This window comes from Bradyrhizobium monzae (assembly GCF_021458635.1).
Taxonomy (GTDB): domain Bacteria; phylum Pseudomonadota; class Alphaproteobacteria; order Rhizobiales; family Xanthobacteraceae; genus Bradyrhizobium.
The window spans coordinates 477,731-495,514 of sequence record NZ_JAIRDQ010000005.1 but is presented as its reverse complement, the minus strand read 5'-3'; the positions used below and the strand labels follow the sequence as shown (position 1 = coordinate 495,514).

Here is a 17,784-nt window from a genome sequence, read left to right as displayed (position 1 = left end):
TCAGGAATTCGCGCGCGCCCTCTCGACCACGGCCTTGCCCGCCGCGAGCGCTCGCCGCGCCCGCGTTGCGGCATCGACGGTCTTCGCCAGTTGAACGGTCGGAACCTCGATGCTGATGGTGAGGTCGTCCGGCATCGCTCTCGTCAGGCCAACAAGGTCTATGCCGCCCTCGCCCGGAAACATGCGTTCCTCGCGTGCGGCATGGATGAGCTGCTCCGTCGTGGCCGGACGTTCGGCCGGGCCGTCGCAGAGCTGCCAGTAGTGAAGCCGGCGCGCCGGGATGGTGCGGAGATCCGCAAGCGAGCTTTGCGACCGATCGAAATGCAGCGCATCGACCAGAATGCCGGCAGAGGGATGATCGACATCGGCGACGATCCGGACCGCTGTCTTGAGGTCCGGAACGCTGGTCCAGGGCATGAATTCGAGATCGGACGTCAGTCCATACGTTGCGGCCGCTTCGCAAAACTGCCGGTAACGATCGGAAAACCGGACCAGATCCGGATCGTAGGCGGCAACGAGGATATGCCTGGCGCCGAGACGCGCGCCCGCCTCGAAGAAGGGCGTGAAGGACGTGACCTCCGTTTCCGGCCTGAACGCCACGACCTCCAGATCGGCAACGGTCACGCCCGTCGCCTGCAGCCGCGCCAGCGTCTCCCGCAGCAGCGATGCATCGTCCATCAGGCGATAGGCAATTCCGCACGGCGTTGCCGGCAGCAGCCTCAGCCCGACTTTCTCGTAGCCGCAGCGGGCCGCCAGCTCGATCATCTCGGGCGGCGCAAGCTCGAGCACGGTCAGGGCGGCGAGCGAGAAACCTGCCATCAGCCGAAATCCGCGATGCGGGCATCGAGCGTAAACATGGCTTGATAGATCTCCGGCTCGCTCGCCCGGCCGAGAACGTCAGGCGCAATCGTGCGGGCCCGCTGCAGAGCGGCCTGCAACGAGGTCAGGTCGAGCGCCTCGATCAACAGAAGGCCCGAGAAGAAACCCTCCTCCTTCCGCATACCCTTTTCGGTCGTTGGCACCGATGTCCGTGCCTCGTCGGTTGCTCCGATCTGCACGGCGGCGATGCCGTCGCATGCAACGAGCGCCTCGGCCAATTTTTGAGGAGTCTCGGGCAAATTCTCGATCCTAAGCGCGATGATCGTGGCTCCTTCGCCCCGCCCTGCCCGCGCCACCATGGTGCCTCCGCCCCGCATGAAGTTGCCGAGCCTTGGCATGATATGCTGCGACCACGGCGTCGGCGCGTTGAGGCGCGCCAGATAGGCCTCGCCATCGAGGACCTCGGGCGCGTCCAGCTCGTACAGGATGAAGAAGCGATTGAGATCGTCCCGCGCCGCGCGAAACACGCGCGATGCCAGAAAGCCCTTGGTCGTGACGCGCTCGGTGGTGTGCTCGCGCGTCAGCCAGTGCCGGTAATCCGTCAGGTCCTGCGCCGCGACGTCGCTCCAGATGGCGAGAAATCCCGATCCGCGCATCACGCCCTCCGTTCTTTACGCCCTGCCTGCGGCCGCCAGCCCGTGAAGAGCCGGTGGGATCGTTGCAGGCAATTCTCCGAGCTTTTGGACGGCCGCCAGCATCGCGACGAGATAGCCGTATGGGCCCAGGCCGCAAATGACGGCCGTGCAGGCGCTCGACGTGATCGAGTGGCGGTGAAGCTCGTCGCGCGCATGGATGTTGGAGATATGCAGCTCGATCTTCACGCCTTCAAATATCTTCAGCGCATCGATCAGTGCGATCGAGGTGAAGGAATAGGCGGCCGGGTTGATGATAATCGCGTCCGCCTTGCCATGGGCGGACTGGATCAGGCCGACGAGCTCGCCCTCCATGTTGGATTGGTGGAACGAGATCGAGACGCCGAGCTGGTCGGCCAGCGCCTGGCAGCTCGCCTCGATCTCCTGCAGCGTCGTCCGGCCGTAGATATGCGGCTCCCGGATGCCGAGGAAATTGAGATTGGGCCCGTTGAGGATCATGATTTTCGCGGCCATTGCCCTGCTCCGTTGTTTTCGATGTGACTAGCCGCCGAACCATTTCGCCGGGACCGTCACCAGTCCGGGGAATAGGACCATCGCGAACAGGACGATCAGTTGCGCGATCATGAAGGGCCAGACGCCCTTGATGATGTCCTCCATGCTGATCCTGGAGACGCCACAGACGACGTTGAGCACGATTCCGACCGGCGGCTTGATCAGGCCGATGGCATTGTTGATGATGAAGAGCACGCCGAAATAGACGGGATCGATGTGCGCGGCCTTGACGATCGGCATCAGGATCGGCGTCAGGATCAGGATCGTCGGCGTCATGTCGAGCGCGGTGCCGACGATCACCACCACGACCATGATTGCGAGCATCAGCAGTGTGTTGTTGCCCATGAAGGGTTGCAAGAGATGGACGACCTGCGCGGAGATCTCCGAGACCGTGATGAGCCAGGAGGATACCAGCGCCGCCGCAACCAGGAACATCACGATGCTCGTCGTCACGGCGGAGGAGACGAACACGTCGTAGAGCTGCGACAGCTTGAGTTCGCGATAGATGCAGGTTGCCACGAACAGCGAATAGACCGCGACGACGACCGCCGCCTCCGTCGGCGTGAAGATGCCGAACCGCAGGCCGACCACGATGATGACCGGAAGCATCAAAGCCCAGAATCCGTCGATGACGGCCTTCACGATCTCGGACAAGGAGGCCCGCGGCGGCGGCGTCAGGTTCTCCTGCCGCACCACCCACGCCCAGGCCAGGCAGAGCCCTGCCCCGAGCAGCAGCCCGGGGACGATGCCCGCCAGAAACAGTTTCGAGATCGAGACGCCTGCAGCGACGCCGAAGATGACGAAGCCGATGCTGGGCGGAATCACGGGGGCGATGATGCCGCCGGCCGCGACCAGACCCGCCGCATAGGATTTCTTGTGTCCGGCCGCCACCATCATCGGCACCAGCAGCGCCGCGAGCGCGGCGGCATCGGCCGCGGCCGAGCCCGAGAGCGAGGCGAGAATGCAGGACGCCAGGATCGTGACGTAACCAAGTCCGCCGCGAAAATGCCCGACGGCCACGAGCGCGACGTTGACGATGCGCTTGGCCAGGCCGCCCTTGTTCATGACCTCGCCGGCAAGCATGAAGAACGGAATGGCCATCAGCGGAAAGCTGTCCGCGCCATTGATGACGTTCTGCGCCACGATCTGGGCGTCGAACATGTCGATCGTGCTCATCAAGGCCACGCCGCAGACGATGAGCGCAAAGGCGATCGGCATGCCCAGCGCCATGGCGCCGAGCAGCGAGAAGGTGAAAACTGCGATCGTCATCAGTGCTCTTCCGATTCCTTGACGGCGACCATGTCGGCTTCGCTGGCCTGCCCGGTCAGCACCCGGACGAGGTCGTAGAGCAGGATCACGCCGGCCGAGACGCCGAAGACCACGCCGACGGCGTAAAAGATTCCGAGCGACAAACCGGTGGCGGGCGCGCGGTCGTCGATGTTGATGATGGTCTGGCGCCAGCTGCCGGAGAGCAGAAGCCAGTCGGCAAACAGCATCAGGCAATAGTTGATGACGAAACAGATGCGCTTGCCGAAAGGCGGCAGCATCCGGACCAGGGTATCGACGCCGAGATGGGCATGCTCGCGCAGCGCGACGATCGCGCCGAGGAAACTCAGCCAGACCAGCAACCAGCGCGACAGCTCCTCCGAAATCGTGATTCCGGAGTTGAAGCCGTAACGAAGGACGACGTTGCCGAAGACCAGCACCACCATGACCGCAAGACATGCGGCAATGACGGCCTTCAAGAATGAGCAATAGAGGTCGAGAACTCGCGCCATGCGTGGTGTCCAAACCAAAGAGGGCTTTGAGCCGGCCAAGGGCCGGCCCAGCCGCCTGCGTGATGAAGAGGTCCGCTACTTCACGTCCTTGCGGATACGCTCGACTTCGTCGTTGAAGAGCTTCACCGTCTCGGGACGGAAGCTGGCAGAGATCTTGTCCGCGACCGGCAGCGACGTCTTGCGCATGCGCTCGGTCTCCTCAGGCGCGATCGCATTGTACTGCATGCCCTTGGCCTGCAATTCCGTCAGCGCCTTGTCGGTCTGAAGGCGCGTCTGCTCCTTCTGGTAGCCGCGGCTCTCTTCATAGGCTTCGTGCATCAGGCGCTGCTCGGTCGGCGACAGCTTGTCCCAGAACGCCTTGCTCACCAGAATGATGTTGAGCGTGAAGGTGTGATTGGTGGCGGAGACGTATTTCTGCACTTCATAGAACTTGTTGGAGAGAATGACCGTGTAGGGATTCTCTTCGCCGTCGACGGTGCGGGTCTCCAGCGCCGAGTAGAGCTCGCCGAAGGCCATCGGTACCGGGTTGGCTTTGAAGGCCCCGAAGGTCTCGAGATAGACCGGGTTCGGAATCACGCGGAGCTTGAGGCCGCTGAAATCCTCGAGCTTGGTGATGGGACGAGTGCTGTTGGTGACGTTGCGGAAGCCGAGGCCCCAATAGCCGAGACCGATCAGGCCCTTCGACGGCAAGGTATCGAGCATCGCCTTGCCGAATTTGCCGGTCGCGAGCGCATCGGCCTGCTCGGTCGTGTTGAACAGGAACGGGAAATCGACGAGGCCGAATTCGGGAATGACGGTGGCGAGCGATGTCGTCGAGGCGGACAGCATCTCCTGGGTGCCGCCGCGCAGCGCGGACTGCTGCTGCAGCTCGTTGCCGAGCTGTGAGGCCGCGAACTCGCGGACCTTCATCTTGCCCCCGCTCTTCGCCGACAGGATCTCGGCGAACTTCTGTACGCCAAAGCTGACGGGGTGATCGGTGTTGTTCAGGTGTCCCCACCTGATCGTCCGCTCCTGAATGTCATCAGCGGCGGATGCGCCGACCGTCAGCGCCACGCAGATCGCCGTCGCAGACAGCGTCCGTACCCACAAGCTCATCGTTTCCTCCCTGTTCCCTGGGGCAGGAACGGCGGCTTATGCGCTTGTTTTCCGTGCCCTCAGTTTATTTACACATCATACATATATTTTCATGTCAAACGACATTATCAATTTCATATGAGATTTTGTTGGACGTCTGATGTTTGGATTCTGCTATAGTGCTGGCAACATTGATGGTTCGCCTGCCCGAAGGGCAGCCGGCGATCCGGACAAGCGGGATCAGAAGGCATGACGGCACTCGAGGAACGGCCCTTGTCGGCGGGCGACAGCGGCTATCAGCGCATCCGCTCCGACATCATTTTCGGCGTGCTGACGCCTTCGGGGCGTCTTAAGCTCGATGCCATGAAGGAAGACTACGGCGTCAGCATCTCGACGCTGCGTGAGATCCTCAATCGACTGACGTCAGAAGGTTTCGTGGTGGCCGAAGGCCAGCGCGGCTTCGAGGTGGCGCCGATCTCGATCCAGAACCTGCGCGAGCTCGCTGATCTCCGTATCCTGCTCGAGCATCATGCGATGGCCGAGTCGTTCCGCGCCGGTGATGTCGAGTGGGAAGGCCGCGTGGTCTCGGCGCATCACAAGCTGGCGGCGACTGAACGCACCGTCCTCAAGGCGGGCGACGATCCCGAGCTGCGCAAGCGCTACGACGGTGAATTCCACCAGGCCCTGATTTCGAGCTGCGGCTCACGCGAGTTGATGCACACGCACGCCGTCGTGTTCGACAAATATTTCCGCTACGCGCTGCGCTATCGCGGCACGGAGACGATCAACCAGCACAAGGCGCTGCTGGAATGCGCTCTGAAACGAGACATCAAGGGCGCGAGAACGGTCCTCAGCGAGCACATCAGCGGCTGCGTCGCGCATGCGTTGTCCTCCTGGAAGGACGCCTGATCGCCTCGCCTGCCCCGCAAGATCAAATCGTCGACGTAGAAGAACGATCAATGCACGCCAACATTCCATTCTCCACGGCCAGGCTCGACGGCTTGCTCGATGATTTTGGCATCGACGTCCTGATCGTGACGTCGAAGCACAACATCCAGTACCTTCTCGGCGGCTACTATCATTTCCAGTTCGAATACATGGAAGCGATCGGCATCAGCCGGTATCTCCCGATCTTCGTCTATGTGACGGGCGCACTGGACAAGTCGGCCTATATCGCCAACCGCAACGAGCGGGACAGCGTCCAGAATCGGACCAGCGCCGGCTATTGGATGCCGCCCGCCGTGTTCGGATCGTCGACCTCTGTCGAGGCGATGACGCTCGCGCTCAAGCATATCAAGGCCATCGCCATGCCTGCGCTTCGCATCGGCGCGGAGCTTTCTTTCCTGCCGGCCGATGCGGCGGATGTGCTGCGCCGGGAGCGATCCGATTGCCGGCTCGTTGAGGCGATGCGGCCGCTGGAGAAACTGCGGTCGATCAAGACACCGGCTGAGCTGGAGATTCTCCGCGAGGCGTCCGAGCGCGTGGTCGCATCCATGATGGACGCGGCCAGCCGTACCCGCGCCGGACAGAGCAAGCGCGAGATCATCGATCATCTGCGCCACGCGGAGCGGTCGCGCGACATGATCTTTGAATACGCGCTGGTGACGATGGGAACGAGCCTCAACCGCGCGCCGTCCGACCAGCGCCTCGCGCCCGGCGATATCGTCTCGCTGGACTCAGGCGGAAACTACAGGGGCTATATCGGCGATCTCTGCCGGATGGCCGTGCACGGGGAGCCGGACGGCGAGCTTGTCGATCTGCTCGACGAGATTGACCTGATTCAACAGGCGGCGCGTGCGCCGATCCGCGCGGGGCTCACCGGCAGCGAGATCTATGTCGCCGCCACGGAAGCGCTGGCGCGGTCCCCTCACGGCAAGCAGATGCATTTCGTCGCCCACGGCATGGGCATCGTCAGCCACGAAGCACCGCGTCTGACCGCGAGCGGCCCGATTCCCTATCCGGCCGACGACGCCAACGCGCCGCTGGAGGCCGGCATGGTCATCTCGATTGAGACGACGCTGCCGCATCCGCGACGAGGCTTCATCAAGCTCGAAGACACCATCGCCGTGACTCCGGACGGCTATCAGGCCTTTGGTGACGACGCGCGCGGCTGGAACCGGATTCCGGCATGACCGTGAACTCTCTCCCCGCGTACAGGGTCGAGACCGCCGTCGCCAGCGCGGATATTCTCGGCGAGACCCCGTTGTGGTGCGACCGTTCCTGCAAGCTGTGGTGGGTCGATATCGACGGAAGGCTGCATCAATCCTTCGACCCGGCGACGGGCGTCCATCACGTCACCTCCTACGATTGCCAATTCCTCGGCAGCCAGGCCCTGACGGCCGACGGCTCCCACCTGCTCGCGAAGGATTTGACCCTCCACCATCGCCAGACCGTCATCGCAGTCGAACACGGCCTCGACAACCGCCTCAACGACGGCCGCGTCGACGCCCGTGGCCGCCTGTGGATCGGCACCATGGACAACCAGCTGCATCGCCCGAACGGCGCGCTCTATCGCGTGACCGGAGACGGACAGGTGGCGCGCATCTTCGACGACGTCATCGTGACCAACGGGATCGCCTTCTCGCCCGACAATCGCACGCTCTATTTCACGGACACGCGGCGATACCGCACATGGGCGTTCGACTTCGATCTCGATGACGGCGTGATCCGAAACAGACGCCTGTTTGCTGATTACAGCGCCTCGCAGCAGCGGCCCGACGGCGCCTGCGTCGATGTTGCCGGCGGGCTGTGGACGGCGTTCTTCTCGGGCGGCCGGGTGGTGCGCTACCGGCCGGACGGAACGATCGACACGGTCATTCCTGTCCCTGTGACCAATCCGACGTGCCTGTGTTTCGGAGGCAGCGATCTCAAGACGCTGTACGTGACGACGGCTCGGAAATTCCTCGATCAGCAGCAGCTCGGTCGCGAGCCCATGGCCGGCCATCTCCTCGCCATTCACGGCGTCGCACAGGGCCTGCCCGAACACCGTTTCCTGGTCGGTTAGCGCAGCGGCAGCTGCTCCAGCTGGCTCTGCGCCTTCTTGATCGCTCCCGCGAACCAGCTCTGGCTCGGCGCCTCCCTGGCGAAGCATTTGGTGTAGGCGTCCATCGCCTGATCTTCCTTCGCCATGGAATCCTGCGGGACCTTCTTGGCCATCATCTGCTTCCAGATGTTTTCGCAAGCCGGGATCTCGGCCGTCTTCACGGCGTCGCTTGCGGCGAGGAAGAACACCTTGTCGCCCTGGATCGCGATCACGTCGATCTCGTGCGGCGGGCCCTTCAAATCGCCATTGCCGCGAACGCCGAGCACGGCCACCGCGACGCTTGCAGATGCGGGTTTTGTGATCGGCAGCTTCGCATATTTGGCGAAGGCTGAGTCCTGGATCGCCTGATAGTAGAAGCGGTCCGACCTGAACGCCGCGTCGATCTCCTGCGGCATGCCGTCCTTGCCGTGCTCGCGCAGCCAGTGCTTGAGCAGCGATGTCGTGGTCACCACGGCCTGCTGCTTGTCGCCCTCCGTGGCGAAGCCGAGTCCGTCGAGATGTCCAAAGCCGCTGTCGCCTTTGAACAGCGTGTCGGCGTTCGACTTGCCGTCGGCCGGCAGCCCCTTGATCGTGACGGGACCGACCAGGCCGCGCAGCACCCCGGTCAGCTCGTTGAGCGCGGCATCGTGCTGCTTGAAGGTCTCGTCGCTCTCCTTGGCCTTCGAGAATTTGGCGATGTAGCGGTCGCGCAGATCGAGATAATGCTGCTCGGAGGACGCCGCGTGTGCGGGGGTGGCGAAGGCGAGCAGGCAGAGCAAGGCGAGCGATCTCATTGCGATGTCCGGATGGCGAAGGGCGATCTCCCGTCTTGGTGGCGTTGCCGGGCTGGAAGGTTCATGCCCGGCGGCCCGCCCTGCTCCGCCGAGAACGAATCCTTCACCATGGCTTGCGGGTTCGATTGAGCGCGGGGAACCCGGGAGGTAAAATCGGCTGCAGATTTTCAGCAGGTGCTGGGCATCCGGGGGCGACGTCCATGAGCGAATTACGCGCTGCGACCAGGCAATCGACGGCCAGGACCGGGATCATCGAATTCGACGGCGCCAGGGGCACGGTGAGCATTCCCTGCACCATCGTTGATGTCTCCGGCACCGGCGCGCGGCTGAAGCTCGACTGGTCGCTGTCGTTTCCGAAAGAGGCCACGCTGGTCTTTGCCGACGGCTTGCGAAAGACCTGCCGCGTGGCCTGGCAGAAGCGCCGGCTGCTCGGCATTGCGTTCGCCGATGGCGTCGCGAGCGCGGATGAGCAGGCCCTCATGATGACCGAGGAAGAACAGGCCCTGCACCGGCGGCATATTGGCGCCCAGGTCAAGGGCGCGCGCGAGGCGCGTGGCTATACCGAGGCCCAGATTGCCAACCTCGTCGGTGTCTCGCCCGAGTTTGTCTCACGCGCCGAGAACGGTGAGATCAGCATTCCTCTCCACCAGCTCATCCACATGGCGGATCTGTTTCTGGTCGATCTCGACAGTCTCGTTGCCGGCCCGGCGTCCAGCGACGCCGAGCTGATGACGGAGTGAACGCACTACCCTTGCGGGACTGCCTGCTCTGCTGGTCCATGTGGGAAACGCCCGTCGCCTGCTGTAAGCTCGCACCCGTGTCAATGTCGGCGCGGGAGATGATCGCATGGCGGAGCCCGCCTTCGGTCGGTTCATGAAGGACCACCGGGAGTTTTTCAACGCCCTGGCCGATGAGGGATGGCGCGCCGTCCCCAGCTATGTCGGGGTCGAGGAGAAGGTCCTGTCCGGCCGCTTCGATCACCCCAGCCGGACCGGCGCGGTCACGCGGCTGTCGCGCTGGGCTGCCGGCGCCTGTGTGGGCCAGCCGGTCTCGCATGATTGGTGCGAGGAGGTCTTTCTGGTTTCGGGTACGTTGTCGATCGGCACCGCGTCACAGGAAACACGAGTCCTGGCGGCCGGGACCTATGCCGTGAGGCCCGCCCATATCGAGCATGGACCGTTTTTTAGCCGCGATGGCTGCCTGATGATCGAGTTTCTCTACTATCCGCCAGCTGCCTAGCGGCGATCAGCGGGTCAACTCTGCTGCCGACGCGCCCAGATCCATGGACAAGGGCTCCTGCGGTCGGCATCATAGGCTGGCGGCGAAGATGTCCCATCGGCCCGGAAGGCCCTTGAATTCGTGCGAGCCGCGATCCGCGAAGCTCAAGCCCGCGCCGGCCACCAGATCGGTGACCACCCTTGAGACGAGAACCTCGTCAGCGTTTGAATGCCCCATGACTCGCGCTGCCGCGTGCACGGCAATCCCGCCGATGTCGTGGCCTCTGATCTCGATCTCACCTGTGTGAAGACCCGCCCGGACTGCCAATCCAAGTTGCTTCGAAGAGGCGCTGAAAGCTAGCGCGCAACGAACCGCGCGACCGGGACCGTCGAATGTCGCCAGGATGCCATCACCGGTGCATTTTATGAACATACCGCGATGCTGCTGGACGATTTCTTTCGCCAGCTGATCATGCCGATCCAGGACCTGTCTCCATTTCAGGTCGCCCATATTTGCGGCGTTGCGCGTGGAGTCGACGATATCAGTAAAAAGCACCGTCGCCAGAACGCGCTCATTTTCACGCGACAAGATTTCGCGGCTGCCCGTGATGAACTCTTCGATGTCTCCCAGCAGAGTGTCGACATCACCATATCCCAGTAAGTGATCGCCGTCCGGGTACTCGATATATTTGGCGTCGGGGATCTGCCTTGCGAGATGGCGGCCAGCCTGAACTGGTATCAAGGTGTCTGTCGCACGATGAAGGACCAACGTCGGTACCCGCACCGCCGGCAATACGGGTTCGACATCGATAGCGGCATTCAGCAACGAAAAAGACTTGAACGCCCCCGGGCTCGCCGACAACCTTTCAAACTTGGCAAAATGCTTCACCGCCTCCGGATTATGTGCCTGGCTAGGATTGATCATCTTGATCAACGTCCCGGTCCCCCAAGCGTTGCGCGTTCAGACACGAGCGCTGCGTAATTCGCGATCTTTTGGGCAGGTGAACTCGCAAAGCCGGCGTACAAGATGAGATGAGAGACACGATCGGGGTATGTTGCGGCAAATAGGATGCTCATTGCCGAACCCTCGGAGATACCCATCAGGGCCGCACGCGGCGAGCCGATTTCATCCATGATGGCTCGGACGTCGTCCATCCGCTGCTCAAGCGAAGGAGCGTCCCCCATTCTGTCGGACAGGCCCTGGCCTCGCTTGTCAAAGGTGACGACTCGGGCAAAATGAGACAGACGCCGCAACGAGGCCGTGTATCCCGGGCCTTCATGCATGAACTCGACGTGTGACACCATGCCGGGGACGATAATGAGATCGATAGGTCCTTCACCGATCTTTTGATATGCGATGTTCAGCTCGCCACTTAGCGCGTAGCGGGTCACAGGCAATTCGAAATCGCTCATCGGACGCCTCTCCACGATCGTCGTGGATGTTGCGCTCCTGCTTGTACTTGAGCAAGCCCCTACCGAGCGGTCGGAGGTCCTAGCTCTTGTGGCAGCACGCCCCTCCGCCGCCGGCGCTGTTTGGCTCGCCGGCCAGCACGCTGCGGCTGTTGCGCTCCGGCGGGATGTCGCCGGCGGCATTGGCCGCGAAGAAGCCGGTCGGCTTCAGCGTGAAGCCGGCATATTCGACCGGCATGATCGGAAAATCCTCGGGCTTGCAGATGTGGGTGTGGCCGAAGGAGTGCCACACTACGATATCCGTGTTCTCGATGTTGCGGTTCTGCGCGGCGTAGCGCGGCAAGCCGTCGCCGCCGGCATGGTTGTTGGGATAGTCGCCGCTGGCGTATTTCTCTTCCTTGTCGAAGGCCGTCACCCAGACGTGCCTGGTCGCAAAGCCGCCGCGCTTGCGCACATAGCTGCCCTCCTGTGCCAGCATCAGCGGGCTCGGGTTGACGACCAGCTTGTAGGCGGGCGCATTGCCGACCGAATTGGTCTCGTTGGGGTTGCTGATCTTCCAGAACCGGCCGGTCTCGCCATTGGCAATGGCAGCGGCGTCGCGCTCGCGTGAGAGAACCCGCGTGGTTGTGTCGAAGGCGTTGCCGTGCGGATTGTCGTGGCCCCAGGGTCGCGGCACGAAATCGTGCTCGCTGACGGTGTTGCCGCCGCCGTCGAGATCCATGTGCAGGCGCACGTTGAAGAAATGCTGGTGCGTGGGGCCGCCGAGATTGTCGTCGACCATGCCACCCCATTTGTACTTCTCGCCGGATTGCATGGCGGCGGTCTGGATGATGCCGGTGAGCTTGGTCTCGAGCTGGATCGTGCCGTCCTGGTAGAGGTACCAGTAGAAGCCGTAATCGTAATTGCCGACGGTGGCGAAGAACGAGATCACGAGCCGCCGCGAGCGCCGCACCTCGAACAGGCCGTTGCGGAATTCGTAGTGTTTCCAGGCAATTCCGTAGTCTTCTTCATGCATGCAGATGGCGTTCTGCATGACGAAGGGTTTTCCATTGTTGTCGGCGGCCGGCACGTCGAAATAATGGATGTTGCCAAGGCAGTCGCAGCCGAGCTCGAGCGCATTGGCGAGCATGCCGAGCCCGTATTCGCCGGCATCGAACGCCGACTTCCAGAAATGGTTCGCGGTCGGATCGGCGTAAGGCACCACCATCTCGGTGACGCTGGCGCGATGGATCAGCGAGCGCTTCCGCTCGCCGTCCTGATAGGCGATCTGATGCAGCACCAGCCCCTCACGCGGCGTGAAGCCAACGCGAAAACTCCATTTCTGCCAGTCGACCTTCCAGCCATCGACCTTGAAGCTCGCGCCCTCGGGCTGCTCGATATGCAGCGGCTTGATGTCGGTCCGCGTATTGGTGACTTCATGCGCGCCATAATTCCGCTTCTTGCGCGGGATCGGCACGATCGGGTCCCCATCGGTGAGGTCGAGCACTTTGCCGCTTATCAGGTCGACGACCGCGACCACGCCCTCGATCGGATGAGCATAGCCGTTGTCCTGGAGATGCTCACGAAAGAAGCTGACAGCGCGGACGATGCGCGCGCCGCGCTCGTACTCGAAATCGAAGAAGCCCGAGGAGAAAGGATCGACCTGGACCAGCTCGATGTCCTTGTCGGTGAGGCCACGCCTGTACATCGCATTTCGCCAGCCGGGATCGGCCTTGACCATGGCCTCGCACTTGATGATTTCCTCCAGCATCACCGACGGCTGCCCATAGGGCGCCTCCCGGTTTGGAATGACTTTTCGAGCGACGATCTCGTTGCGGGCGAGATCGACGATGTGCTCGATCGCCTCTCCTGTCGCGACATCGAGCGTCAGCGCGAATGCACGACGCGGCACGCCACCCGCGGCCAGCTCCTGCTTGGTCGGCTCTTCCAGCCGCACCGTTGGGAAGCGACAAATCTCCGGCGAGGCTGAGGCCGTACGAACCAGCGTGCAGGCAGCGGTGATCTCTTCCGCCGTCAGCGGATCGAGCGGATGCGGTGTCGCGGTCTGTGCCTGCGATTTGGCTTTGACGGTATCGAGCATGATGATGTCCAGATGTCAGCGCGGGGCCAGATGTGTCGTGATGGCACGGAAGGCCGCGAACCAGCGTTGGTCGACGGGTACGTCCATCGCCTTGGGCTGCGTCGCGAGCTTGACGATGACGGTGTCCGAGTCGAGATCGACATAGAGGTGCTGGCCGTGGATGCCGATCGCGGTGAGCGCGTTGCGCGCCGGATCGATCGTGAACCATTTGCTGCGATAGCGCGCGCCCGGGAAGAACTCGGCGAGGTCGCCGTCAGCCCAGGCCTTGGGGTCGCCGTTCTCGCGGATGTCGTCGATCCACCAACCCGGCACGACCTGCCGTCCCTCCACCACGCCGCGATTGCGCATCATCTCGCCGAAGCGCAGCAGGTCGCGCGCGGTGACGGAGATACCGCCCGCGAGGCGGCCCATGCCGTGGCTGTCGAGCGTGAGCGAGCCATCCTCCTCGGCCCCCAAGGGCTGCCAGAGATAGTCGGTGAGGATGCGATGGTAGGGCATGCCGCAGGCGCGCTCATAGACCCAGCCGAGCACCTCGGTGTTGGTGGAAACGTAGTGGAACACCTTGCCATGCGGCTTGCCGGTGCCGCGGAGCGTGGCGAGATAGGCGCGCTGATGACCGGGCTCGACGCCGGGCGGCGGCACGTCCCAGCCGGATGAGAAGCGATAGCGCGCAACGTCGCCGGCGGGGTCCTCGTAATCTTCCTCGAATTGGATAGCGACGGCCATGTCGAGGAGATTGCGAACCGTGCAGGACCCATAGACCGAGGTCTCGAGCTCCGGCACGTAGCGGACGACCCTCGCCTCGGGATCAACTAGGCCGCGCGCGGCCAGCACGCCGCCGAGCGTGCCCGCAACGGCCTTGCTGATCGAACAGATCAGATGCGGCGTGGTCACGCTCATGCCGTCGCCGTACCATTCGTGGATCAGCGTGCCGCGATGCATTACGAGCAGCGCATCGGTAAAGGTTTCGCGTAGCATCGCCTCGATCGTGGTCGGCTTGCCGTCGGGCGCGGTGAAGCCGAGTTTTGCCAGTTCGTGCGGCGCACTCGCGATCGGCGTCGGATGTGCCGAGCGACGGATTTCGGCGGTCGGCAGCACTTCGCGGGTGTGGGTAAAGCCCCAGCGGATGGCGGGAAAACTGCGCCAGTTGGCGCGGGTCACCTGCGCCTCGGGCGCGGGCGGACTGCCGCGCATGATCTCGGTCGGTCGCATCTCGATCCCTCCGCAGAACCCCGGCTCCGATGCCGGGAATGGCGGTGCAGAACACTGCACAGAGGACACATCCGGTGTTATCGAGATCCGGCAATATTTTGCTGGACAGGTGCTACAGCCGTGCCAGTCTGGCGTGGTTCTTGCTGGTTGCTCGGCTACAAAAATCTAACATGCTGTCATGGCCTTAAGCGCAACTCTTCCGATTCTGGACTCGGCTGGCAGCCTGTTTCAGGCGAGCAGCACGGATGTGGATGAGCATTGCGCCGCGCTTGGCCGTTGGCGGCTGAGCTACGACCAGATCAGTGCTGGCGCATTTACCGGAAGCTTCACCCAGCTCTCGCTGCCCCGCGTCGAAATATTCCGCGAGGTCACCAGCCAGCAGGTCCGCCAATACGGCCAACTCGGTGTCGGCAGCTTTGGCATCGGGCTCCCCTGGCAGGGCGACGGCGAGGTCAATTGCAACGGCGCCAGCGTCGCAGGCACCCAGGTGATCGCGTGCATCGACGCCGAGATCGACATGTGCACGCCGAAGGCGTTCGAGTTCCGCGGTGTCGTCACCAGCGCGGCGCTGATCGAGGAACTGGCTGCCAATTTCGACATCGAGCTGCCGCGCGCGGTCTGGCACCAGCTGCGGGCGATGGAAATGTCAGAAGCGCCGGTCGCGCGGTTGCGCGCGCATCTGGCCGCGATCCAGGAGACCATCGCGAGCACGCCCCAGCGCTTCGACGATCCTGCGGCGAGACAAGCGCTGGAGGATGCCGTCCTCGTCGAGATCATGGACATGCTGCCGACGGCGCGACCGGCCGATCCCGGCCGGAGCGCTGTGGCGCGCAAGCGCACCGTCGACCGCGCCCGCGCGCTGATGCATGGCAGCGGCGATCGCTCGCTGTCGTTGCTCGATGTGTGCAAGGCCGTCGGCGCCAGCCCGCGCAAGCTCGGCTATTGCTTCCAGGACGTCTTGGGCACCAGCCCGATGCATTATTGGCGCGCGATGCGGTTGAACCGCGCGCGGCGCGATCTGAAGCGCGGCGCTGAGACGTCGATCTATGACATCGCCGTGCAGCACGGCTTCTGGCACTTCAGCCAGTTCTCACTCGACTACAAGCGCCACTTCTCCGAGCTGCCGTCGGAGACCCTGCGGCGCGCCAGGCTGGCGGCCTGACGCTTTTAGTGCTGCCGCAGCCGGCGATTGACCCGGCGCGCCAGATAATCGCCGGCGCTCTGGACCAGCTGCACCAGGGCGATCAGCACGACCACGACGGCCAGCATCATCTCCGGCATGAAGCGCTGGTAGCCGTAGCGGATTCCGAGATCGCCAAGTCCGCCGCCGCCGACCGCGCCGACCATGGCGGAATAGCCGAGCAAGCTGACCACCGCGAGCGTCAAAGCCAGTAACAGGCCGGGCAGCGCCTCGGGGATCAGCACCTTGAACACGATCTGCATCGGCGAGGCCCCGAACGACGACGCAGTCTCGATCAGGCCGCCATCGACCTCGCGGATCGCGGCTTCGACGAGGCGCGCGATGAACGGTGCCGACGCAATCGTCAACGGCACGATCGCTGCGGTCGAGCCGATCGAGGTACCGGCAATCAGCCGCGTGAACGGGATGATGGCCACGACCAGAATGATGAAGGGCGTCGAGCGCGTCGCATTGACCACGATGCCGAGCACGCGATTGACGGTCGGAGCCGCGAACAGCTCGCCCTTCCGACTGGTCGCAAGGAAGACGCCGAGCGGCAGGCCGAAGGCGGTGCCGAGCAGCGCCGCGATGCCGACCATGTACAGGCTCTCGAAGGTAGCCTGGACGATCAGGTTGATGAGTTCAGGCGACATAGCCGAGACGCTCCGCCGAGAATTGATATTGAGACAGCCAGGCCAGCGTGCGCGTCGCCGCGGCCTCGTCGCAAGAATCGCCAAGAGGAATGCCGAGCACCAGCGATCCCACATGCTGGCCGCCGATCTCGTCGATGCGCGCCGACAGCAGCGAGACGTCGAGCCCGAGCTCGCGGGCGAGCCGCGCGATCAGCGTGTCGCCGGCCCCTGCCCCGCGCACCTGGACGCGGATCACGGCGTGGCCGCCCTGCTCCTGCACGATCCGGCTTGCCAGCGAGACCGGCAGGCTGTCGCCGGTCACTTCGGCCAGGAAGGACTGCGTGATCGGATGCTTCGGGTGGGTGAAGATATCGGCGACGTGGCCGCTCTCGACGACGTGGCCGGCGTCGAGCACGACCACTTCCTTGGCGAGCTGGCGCACGACGGACATTTCATGGGTGATCAGAACGATGGTCACCCCGAGCTCGCGATTGATGTTGGCAAGCAGATCGAGGATCGCGCGCGTGGTCTGCGGATCGAGCGCGGAGGTCGCCTCGTCCGACAACAGCACGCTCGGCCGCGTCGCCAGCGCGCGGGCAATGCCGACGCGCTGCTTCTGGCCGCCCGAGAGCTCCGAGGGGTACCGATCGTGCTTGTCGGCGATGCCGACGAGGTTGAGCAGCTCGGTCACCCGGCCCTTGATGTCAGCCTTGGACCAGCCTGCGATTTCCAGCGGCAGGGCAATGTTGTTCGCGGCGGTGCGCGACGACAGCAGGTTGAAGTGCTGGAAGATCATGCCGATCGACCGCTGCGCCAGCCGCAAGTCCCGCCCCGTAAGCGCCGAGATATCCTTGCTATCGACGACGACGCGGCCCGTGCTGGGCTTCTCCAGCCCGTTGATCAGCCGGACCAGGCTCGACTTGCCGGCGCCGGAGCGGCCGATCACGCCGGTGATGGAACCGCGCGCAATCGCGAAGTCGATGCCTTGCAACGCGTTGACGCCGGGCTTGCCGCGATAGGCCGGATAGGTCTTCGAGATGTTTTCAAACCGGACCATTGCCTGCGACTCAGCCGGGGCTGCGCCTCGGATCTCGACCGGCTCTCCGATCACCAGCAACGGGTGCGCATTCATGGAAACGGCTTTCATGCACGATGTTTAGCTCGCCCGCCGCAAAGGCGCACGAGAACCAGGCCGCTATGCAAGCGACGGAGGGTGGAACAATCGCAGGCGCCCAACGGCGACGCTGCACTGCAGCACACCATCGCCGTTTCCGGTCTTTGTTGCAATTTCAGTTATTTGCAGGCGATTGGGCGAAGTTTTCCCAATCCCCCGCCCTGGAAGAAAATTCATCTGCCGGGGG

General features: G+C 63.5%; 19 protein-coding genes. 6 read left to right on the top strand and 13 right to left on the bottom strand.

Annotation, left to right across the window (positions count from 1 at the left end; genetic code table 11):
* The 6 genes from K3F49_RS21670 to K3F49_RS21645 form a co-directional block, all read right to left on the bottom strand.
* On the bottom strand, positions 1 to 819 hold the full coding sequence (locus tag K3F49_RS21670) for a sugar phosphate isomerase/epimerase family protein (RefSeq protein WP_234682968.1): 819 nt from the start codon (positions 817 to 819) through the stop codon (positions 1 to 3).
* Positions 819 to 1,475: a hypothetical protein gene (locus K3F49_RS21665; protein WP_234682967.1), complete on the bottom strand. Its 657-nt coding sequence runs from the start codon at positions 1,473 to 1,475 to the stop codon at positions 819 to 821. Before K3F49_RS21665 ends, K3F49_RS21670 begins: the two co-directional genes overlap by 1 nt.
* A gap of 15 nt (positions 1,476 to 1,490) precedes the next feature.
* Positions 1,491 to 1,985, bottom strand: a complete 495-nt coding sequence (locus K3F49_RS21660) for a type II 3-dehydroquinate dehydratase (RefSeq protein ID WP_234682966.1) — start codon at positions 1,983 to 1,985, stop codon at positions 1,491 to 1,493.
* Positions 1,986 to 2,012: 27 nt separating this feature from the next.
* Complete coding sequence (locus K3F49_RS21655) at positions 2,013 to 3,293, bottom strand: TRAP transporter large permease (RefSeq protein ID WP_234682965.1); 1,281 nt, start codon at positions 3,291 to 3,293, stop codon at positions 2,013 to 2,015.
* Positions 3,293 to 3,802 carry a TRAP transporter small permease gene (locus K3F49_RS21650; RefSeq protein WP_234682964.1) on the bottom strand — a complete coding sequence of 170 codons (510 nt, stop codon included), beginning with the start codon at positions 3,800 to 3,802 and terminating at the stop codon, positions 3,293 to 3,295. The genes K3F49_RS21655 and K3F49_RS21650 overlap by 1 nt, the downstream gene beginning before the upstream one ends.
* A gap of 75 nt (positions 3,803 to 3,877) precedes the next feature.
* Positions 3,878 to 4,897 (bottom strand): TRAP transporter substrate-binding protein, encoded by a 1,020-nt coding sequence (locus K3F49_RS21645; RefSeq protein ID WP_234682963.1) that lies wholly within the window; start codon positions 4,895 to 4,897, stop codon positions 3,878 to 3,880.
* Positions 4,898 to 5,125: 228 nt separating this feature from the next.
* Between K3F49_RS21645 and K3F49_RS21640 the strand changes: the two genes are divergently transcribed.
* The 3 genes from K3F49_RS21640 to K3F49_RS21630 are packed head-to-tail and all read left to right on the top strand — an operon-like array spanning position 5,126 to position 7,880.
* Positions 5,126 to 5,785 (top strand): GntR family transcriptional regulator, encoded by a 660-nt coding sequence (locus K3F49_RS21640; RefSeq protein ID WP_234682962.1) that lies wholly within the window; start codon positions 5,126 to 5,128, stop codon positions 5,783 to 5,785.
* Positions 5,786 to 5,835: 50 nt separating this feature from the next.
* Positions 5,836 to 7,008 (top strand): M24 family metallopeptidase, encoded by a 1,173-nt coding sequence (locus tag K3F49_RS21635; protein WP_234682961.1) that lies wholly within the window; start codon positions 5,836 to 5,838, stop codon positions 7,006 to 7,008.
* The gene (locus tag K3F49_RS21630) at positions 7,005 to 7,880 is read left to right on the top strand and encodes an SMP-30/gluconolactonase/LRE family protein (protein WP_234682960.1); all 876 of its coding nucleotides are present in this window, start codon (positions 7,005 to 7,007) and stop codon (positions 7,878 to 7,880) included. The genes K3F49_RS21635 and K3F49_RS21630 overlap by 4 nt, the downstream gene beginning before the upstream one ends.
* Here the strand turns inward: K3F49_RS21630 and K3F49_RS21625 are convergent.
* Positions 7,877 to 8,692, bottom strand: a complete 816-nt coding sequence (locus K3F49_RS21625; RefSeq protein ID WP_234682959.1) for a hypothetical protein — start codon at positions 8,690 to 8,692, stop codon at positions 7,877 to 7,879. The genes K3F49_RS21630 and K3F49_RS21625 overlap by 4 nt on opposite strands.
* Before the next feature lie 200 nt (positions 8,693 to 8,892).
* Between K3F49_RS21625 and K3F49_RS21620 the strand changes: the two genes are divergently transcribed.
* Positions 8,893 to 9,432 carry a helix-turn-helix domain-containing protein gene (locus tag K3F49_RS21620; protein ID WP_234682958.1) on the top strand — a complete coding sequence of 180 codons (540 nt, stop codon included), beginning with the start codon at positions 8,893 to 8,895 and terminating at the stop codon, positions 9,430 to 9,432.
* A 106-nt stretch (positions 9,433 to 9,538) separates the two neighbouring features.
* Positions 9,539 to 9,931, top strand: coding sequence for a cupin domain-containing protein (locus tag K3F49_RS21615; RefSeq protein ID WP_234682957.1), 393 nt, complete (start codon positions 9,539 to 9,541; stop codon positions 9,929 to 9,931).
* A gap of 69 nt (positions 9,932 to 10,000) precedes the next feature.
* Here the strand turns inward: K3F49_RS21615 and K3F49_RS21610 are convergent, their stop codons facing one another.
* From K3F49_RS21610 to K3F49_RS21595, 4 genes are all read right to left on the bottom strand, one after another.
* On the bottom strand, positions 10,001 to 10,834 hold the full coding sequence (locus K3F49_RS21610; RefSeq protein ID WP_234683019.1) for an adenylate/guanylate cyclase domain-containing protein: 834 nt from the start codon (positions 10,832 to 10,834) through the stop codon (positions 10,001 to 10,003).
* Between the two features lie 5 nt (positions 10,835 to 10,839).
* Complete coding sequence (locus K3F49_RS21605) at positions 10,840 to 11,322, bottom strand: alpha/beta fold hydrolase (protein WP_234682956.1); 483 nt, start codon at positions 11,320 to 11,322, stop codon at positions 10,840 to 10,842.
* 79 nt (positions 11,323 to 11,401) lie between these two features.
* Complete coding sequence (locus tag K3F49_RS21600; RefSeq protein WP_234682955.1) at positions 11,402 to 13,399, bottom strand: primary-amine oxidase; 1,998 nt, start codon at positions 13,397 to 13,399, stop codon at positions 11,402 to 11,404.
* Between the two features lie 15 nt (positions 13,400 to 13,414).
* Entirely contained in the window at positions 13,415 to 14,611 is a 1,197-nt protein-coding gene (locus tag K3F49_RS21595) for a serine hydrolase domain-containing protein (protein ID WP_234682954.1), read from the bottom strand.
* 178 nt (positions 14,612 to 14,789) lie between these two features.
* Between K3F49_RS21595 and K3F49_RS21590 the strand changes: the two genes are divergently transcribed.
* On the top strand, positions 14,790 to 15,773 hold the full coding sequence (locus K3F49_RS21590; RefSeq protein ID WP_234682953.1) for a helix-turn-helix domain-containing protein: 984 nt from the start codon (positions 14,790 to 14,792) through the stop codon (positions 15,771 to 15,773).
* A gap of 5 nt (positions 15,774 to 15,778) precedes the next feature.
* On the opposite strand, the gene K3F49_RS21585 is transcribed toward K3F49_RS21590, so the two are convergent.
* Together K3F49_RS21585 and K3F49_RS21580 are read right to left on the bottom strand one after the other, a co-directional pair.
* Entirely contained in the window at positions 15,779 to 16,444 is a 666-nt protein-coding gene (locus tag K3F49_RS21585) for a methionine ABC transporter permease (protein WP_234682952.1), read from the bottom strand.
* The gene (locus K3F49_RS21580; protein WP_234682951.1) at positions 16,434 to 17,480 is read right to left on the bottom strand and encodes a methionine ABC transporter ATP-binding protein; all 1,047 of its coding nucleotides are present in this window, start codon (positions 17,478 to 17,480) and stop codon (positions 16,434 to 16,436) included. Before K3F49_RS21580 ends, K3F49_RS21585 begins: the two co-directional genes overlap by 11 nt.
* Positions 17,481 to 17,784: the final 304 nt, after the last annotated feature.

Excerpts from the sequence above, each read along its gene's own strand:
- K3F49_RS21620 (WP_234682958.1), top strand. The coding sequence starts at position 8,893 with ATGAGCGAATTACGCGCTGCGACCAGGCAATCGACGGCCAGGACCGGG.
- K3F49_RS21650 (WP_234682964.1), bottom strand. The coding sequence starts at position 3,802 with ATGGCGCGAGTTCTCGACCTCTATTGCTCATTCTTGAAGGCCGTCATT.
- K3F49_RS21640 (WP_234682962.1), top strand. The coding sequence starts at position 5,126 with ATGACGGCACTCGAGGAACGGCCCTTGTCGGCGGGCGACAGCGGCTAT.
- K3F49_RS21645 (WP_234682963.1), bottom strand. The coding sequence starts at position 4,897 with ATGAGCTTGTGGGTACGGACGCTGTCTGCGACGGCGATCTGCGTGGCG.
- K3F49_RS21580 (WP_234682951.1), bottom strand. The coding sequence starts at position 17,480 with ATGGTCCGGTTTGAAAACATCTCGAAGACCTATCCGGCCTATCGCGGC.
- K3F49_RS21665 (WP_234682967.1), bottom strand. The coding sequence starts at position 1,475 with ATGCGCGGATCGGGATTTCTCGCCATCTGGAGCGACGTCGCGGCGCAG.
- K3F49_RS21625 (WP_234682959.1), bottom strand. The coding sequence starts at position 8,692 with ATGAGATCGCTCGCCTTGCTCTGCCTGCTCGCCTTCGCCACCCCCGCA.
- K3F49_RS21630 (WP_234682960.1), top strand. The coding sequence starts at position 7,005 with ATGACCGTGAACTCTCTCCCCGCGTACAGGGTCGAGACCGCCGTCGCC.
- K3F49_RS21655 (WP_234682965.1), bottom strand. The coding sequence starts at position 3,293 with ATGACGATCGCAGTTTTCACCTTCTCGCTGCTCGGCGCCATGGCGCTG.
- K3F49_RS21595 (WP_234682954.1), bottom strand. The coding sequence starts at position 14,611 with ATGCGACCGACCGAGATCATGCGCGGCAGTCCGCCCGCGCCCGAGGCG.
- K3F49_RS21615 (WP_234682957.1), top strand. The coding sequence starts at position 9,539 with ATGGCGGAGCCCGCCTTCGGTCGGTTCATGAAGGACCACCGGGAGTTT.
- K3F49_RS21660 (WP_234682966.1), bottom strand. The coding sequence starts at position 1,985 with ATGGCCGCGAAAATCATGATCCTCAACGGGCCCAATCTCAATTTCCTC.
- K3F49_RS21610 (WP_234683019.1), bottom strand. The coding sequence starts at position 10,834 with ATGATCAATCCTAGCCAGGCACATAATCCGGAGGCGGTGAAGCATTTT.
- K3F49_RS21605 (WP_234682956.1), bottom strand. The coding sequence starts at position 11,322 with ATGAGCGATTTCGAATTGCCTGTGACCCGCTACGCGCTAAGTGGCGAG.
- K3F49_RS21590 (WP_234682953.1), top strand. The coding sequence starts at position 14,790 with ATGGCCTTAAGCGCAACTCTTCCGATTCTGGACTCGGCTGGCAGCCTG.
- K3F49_RS21600 (WP_234682955.1), bottom strand. The coding sequence starts at position 13,399 with ATGCTCGATACCGTCAAAGCCAAATCGCAGGCACAGACCGCGACACCG.
- K3F49_RS21635 (WP_234682961.1), top strand. The coding sequence starts at position 5,836 with ATGCACGCCAACATTCCATTCTCCACGGCCAGGCTCGACGGCTTGCTC.
- K3F49_RS21670 (WP_234682968.1), bottom strand. The coding sequence starts at position 819 with ATGGCAGGTTTCTCGCTCGCCGCCCTGACCGTGCTCGAGCTTGCGCCG.
- K3F49_RS21585 (WP_234682952.1), bottom strand. The coding sequence starts at position 16,444 with ATGTCGCCTGAACTCATCAACCTGATCGTCCAGGCTACCTTCGAGAGC.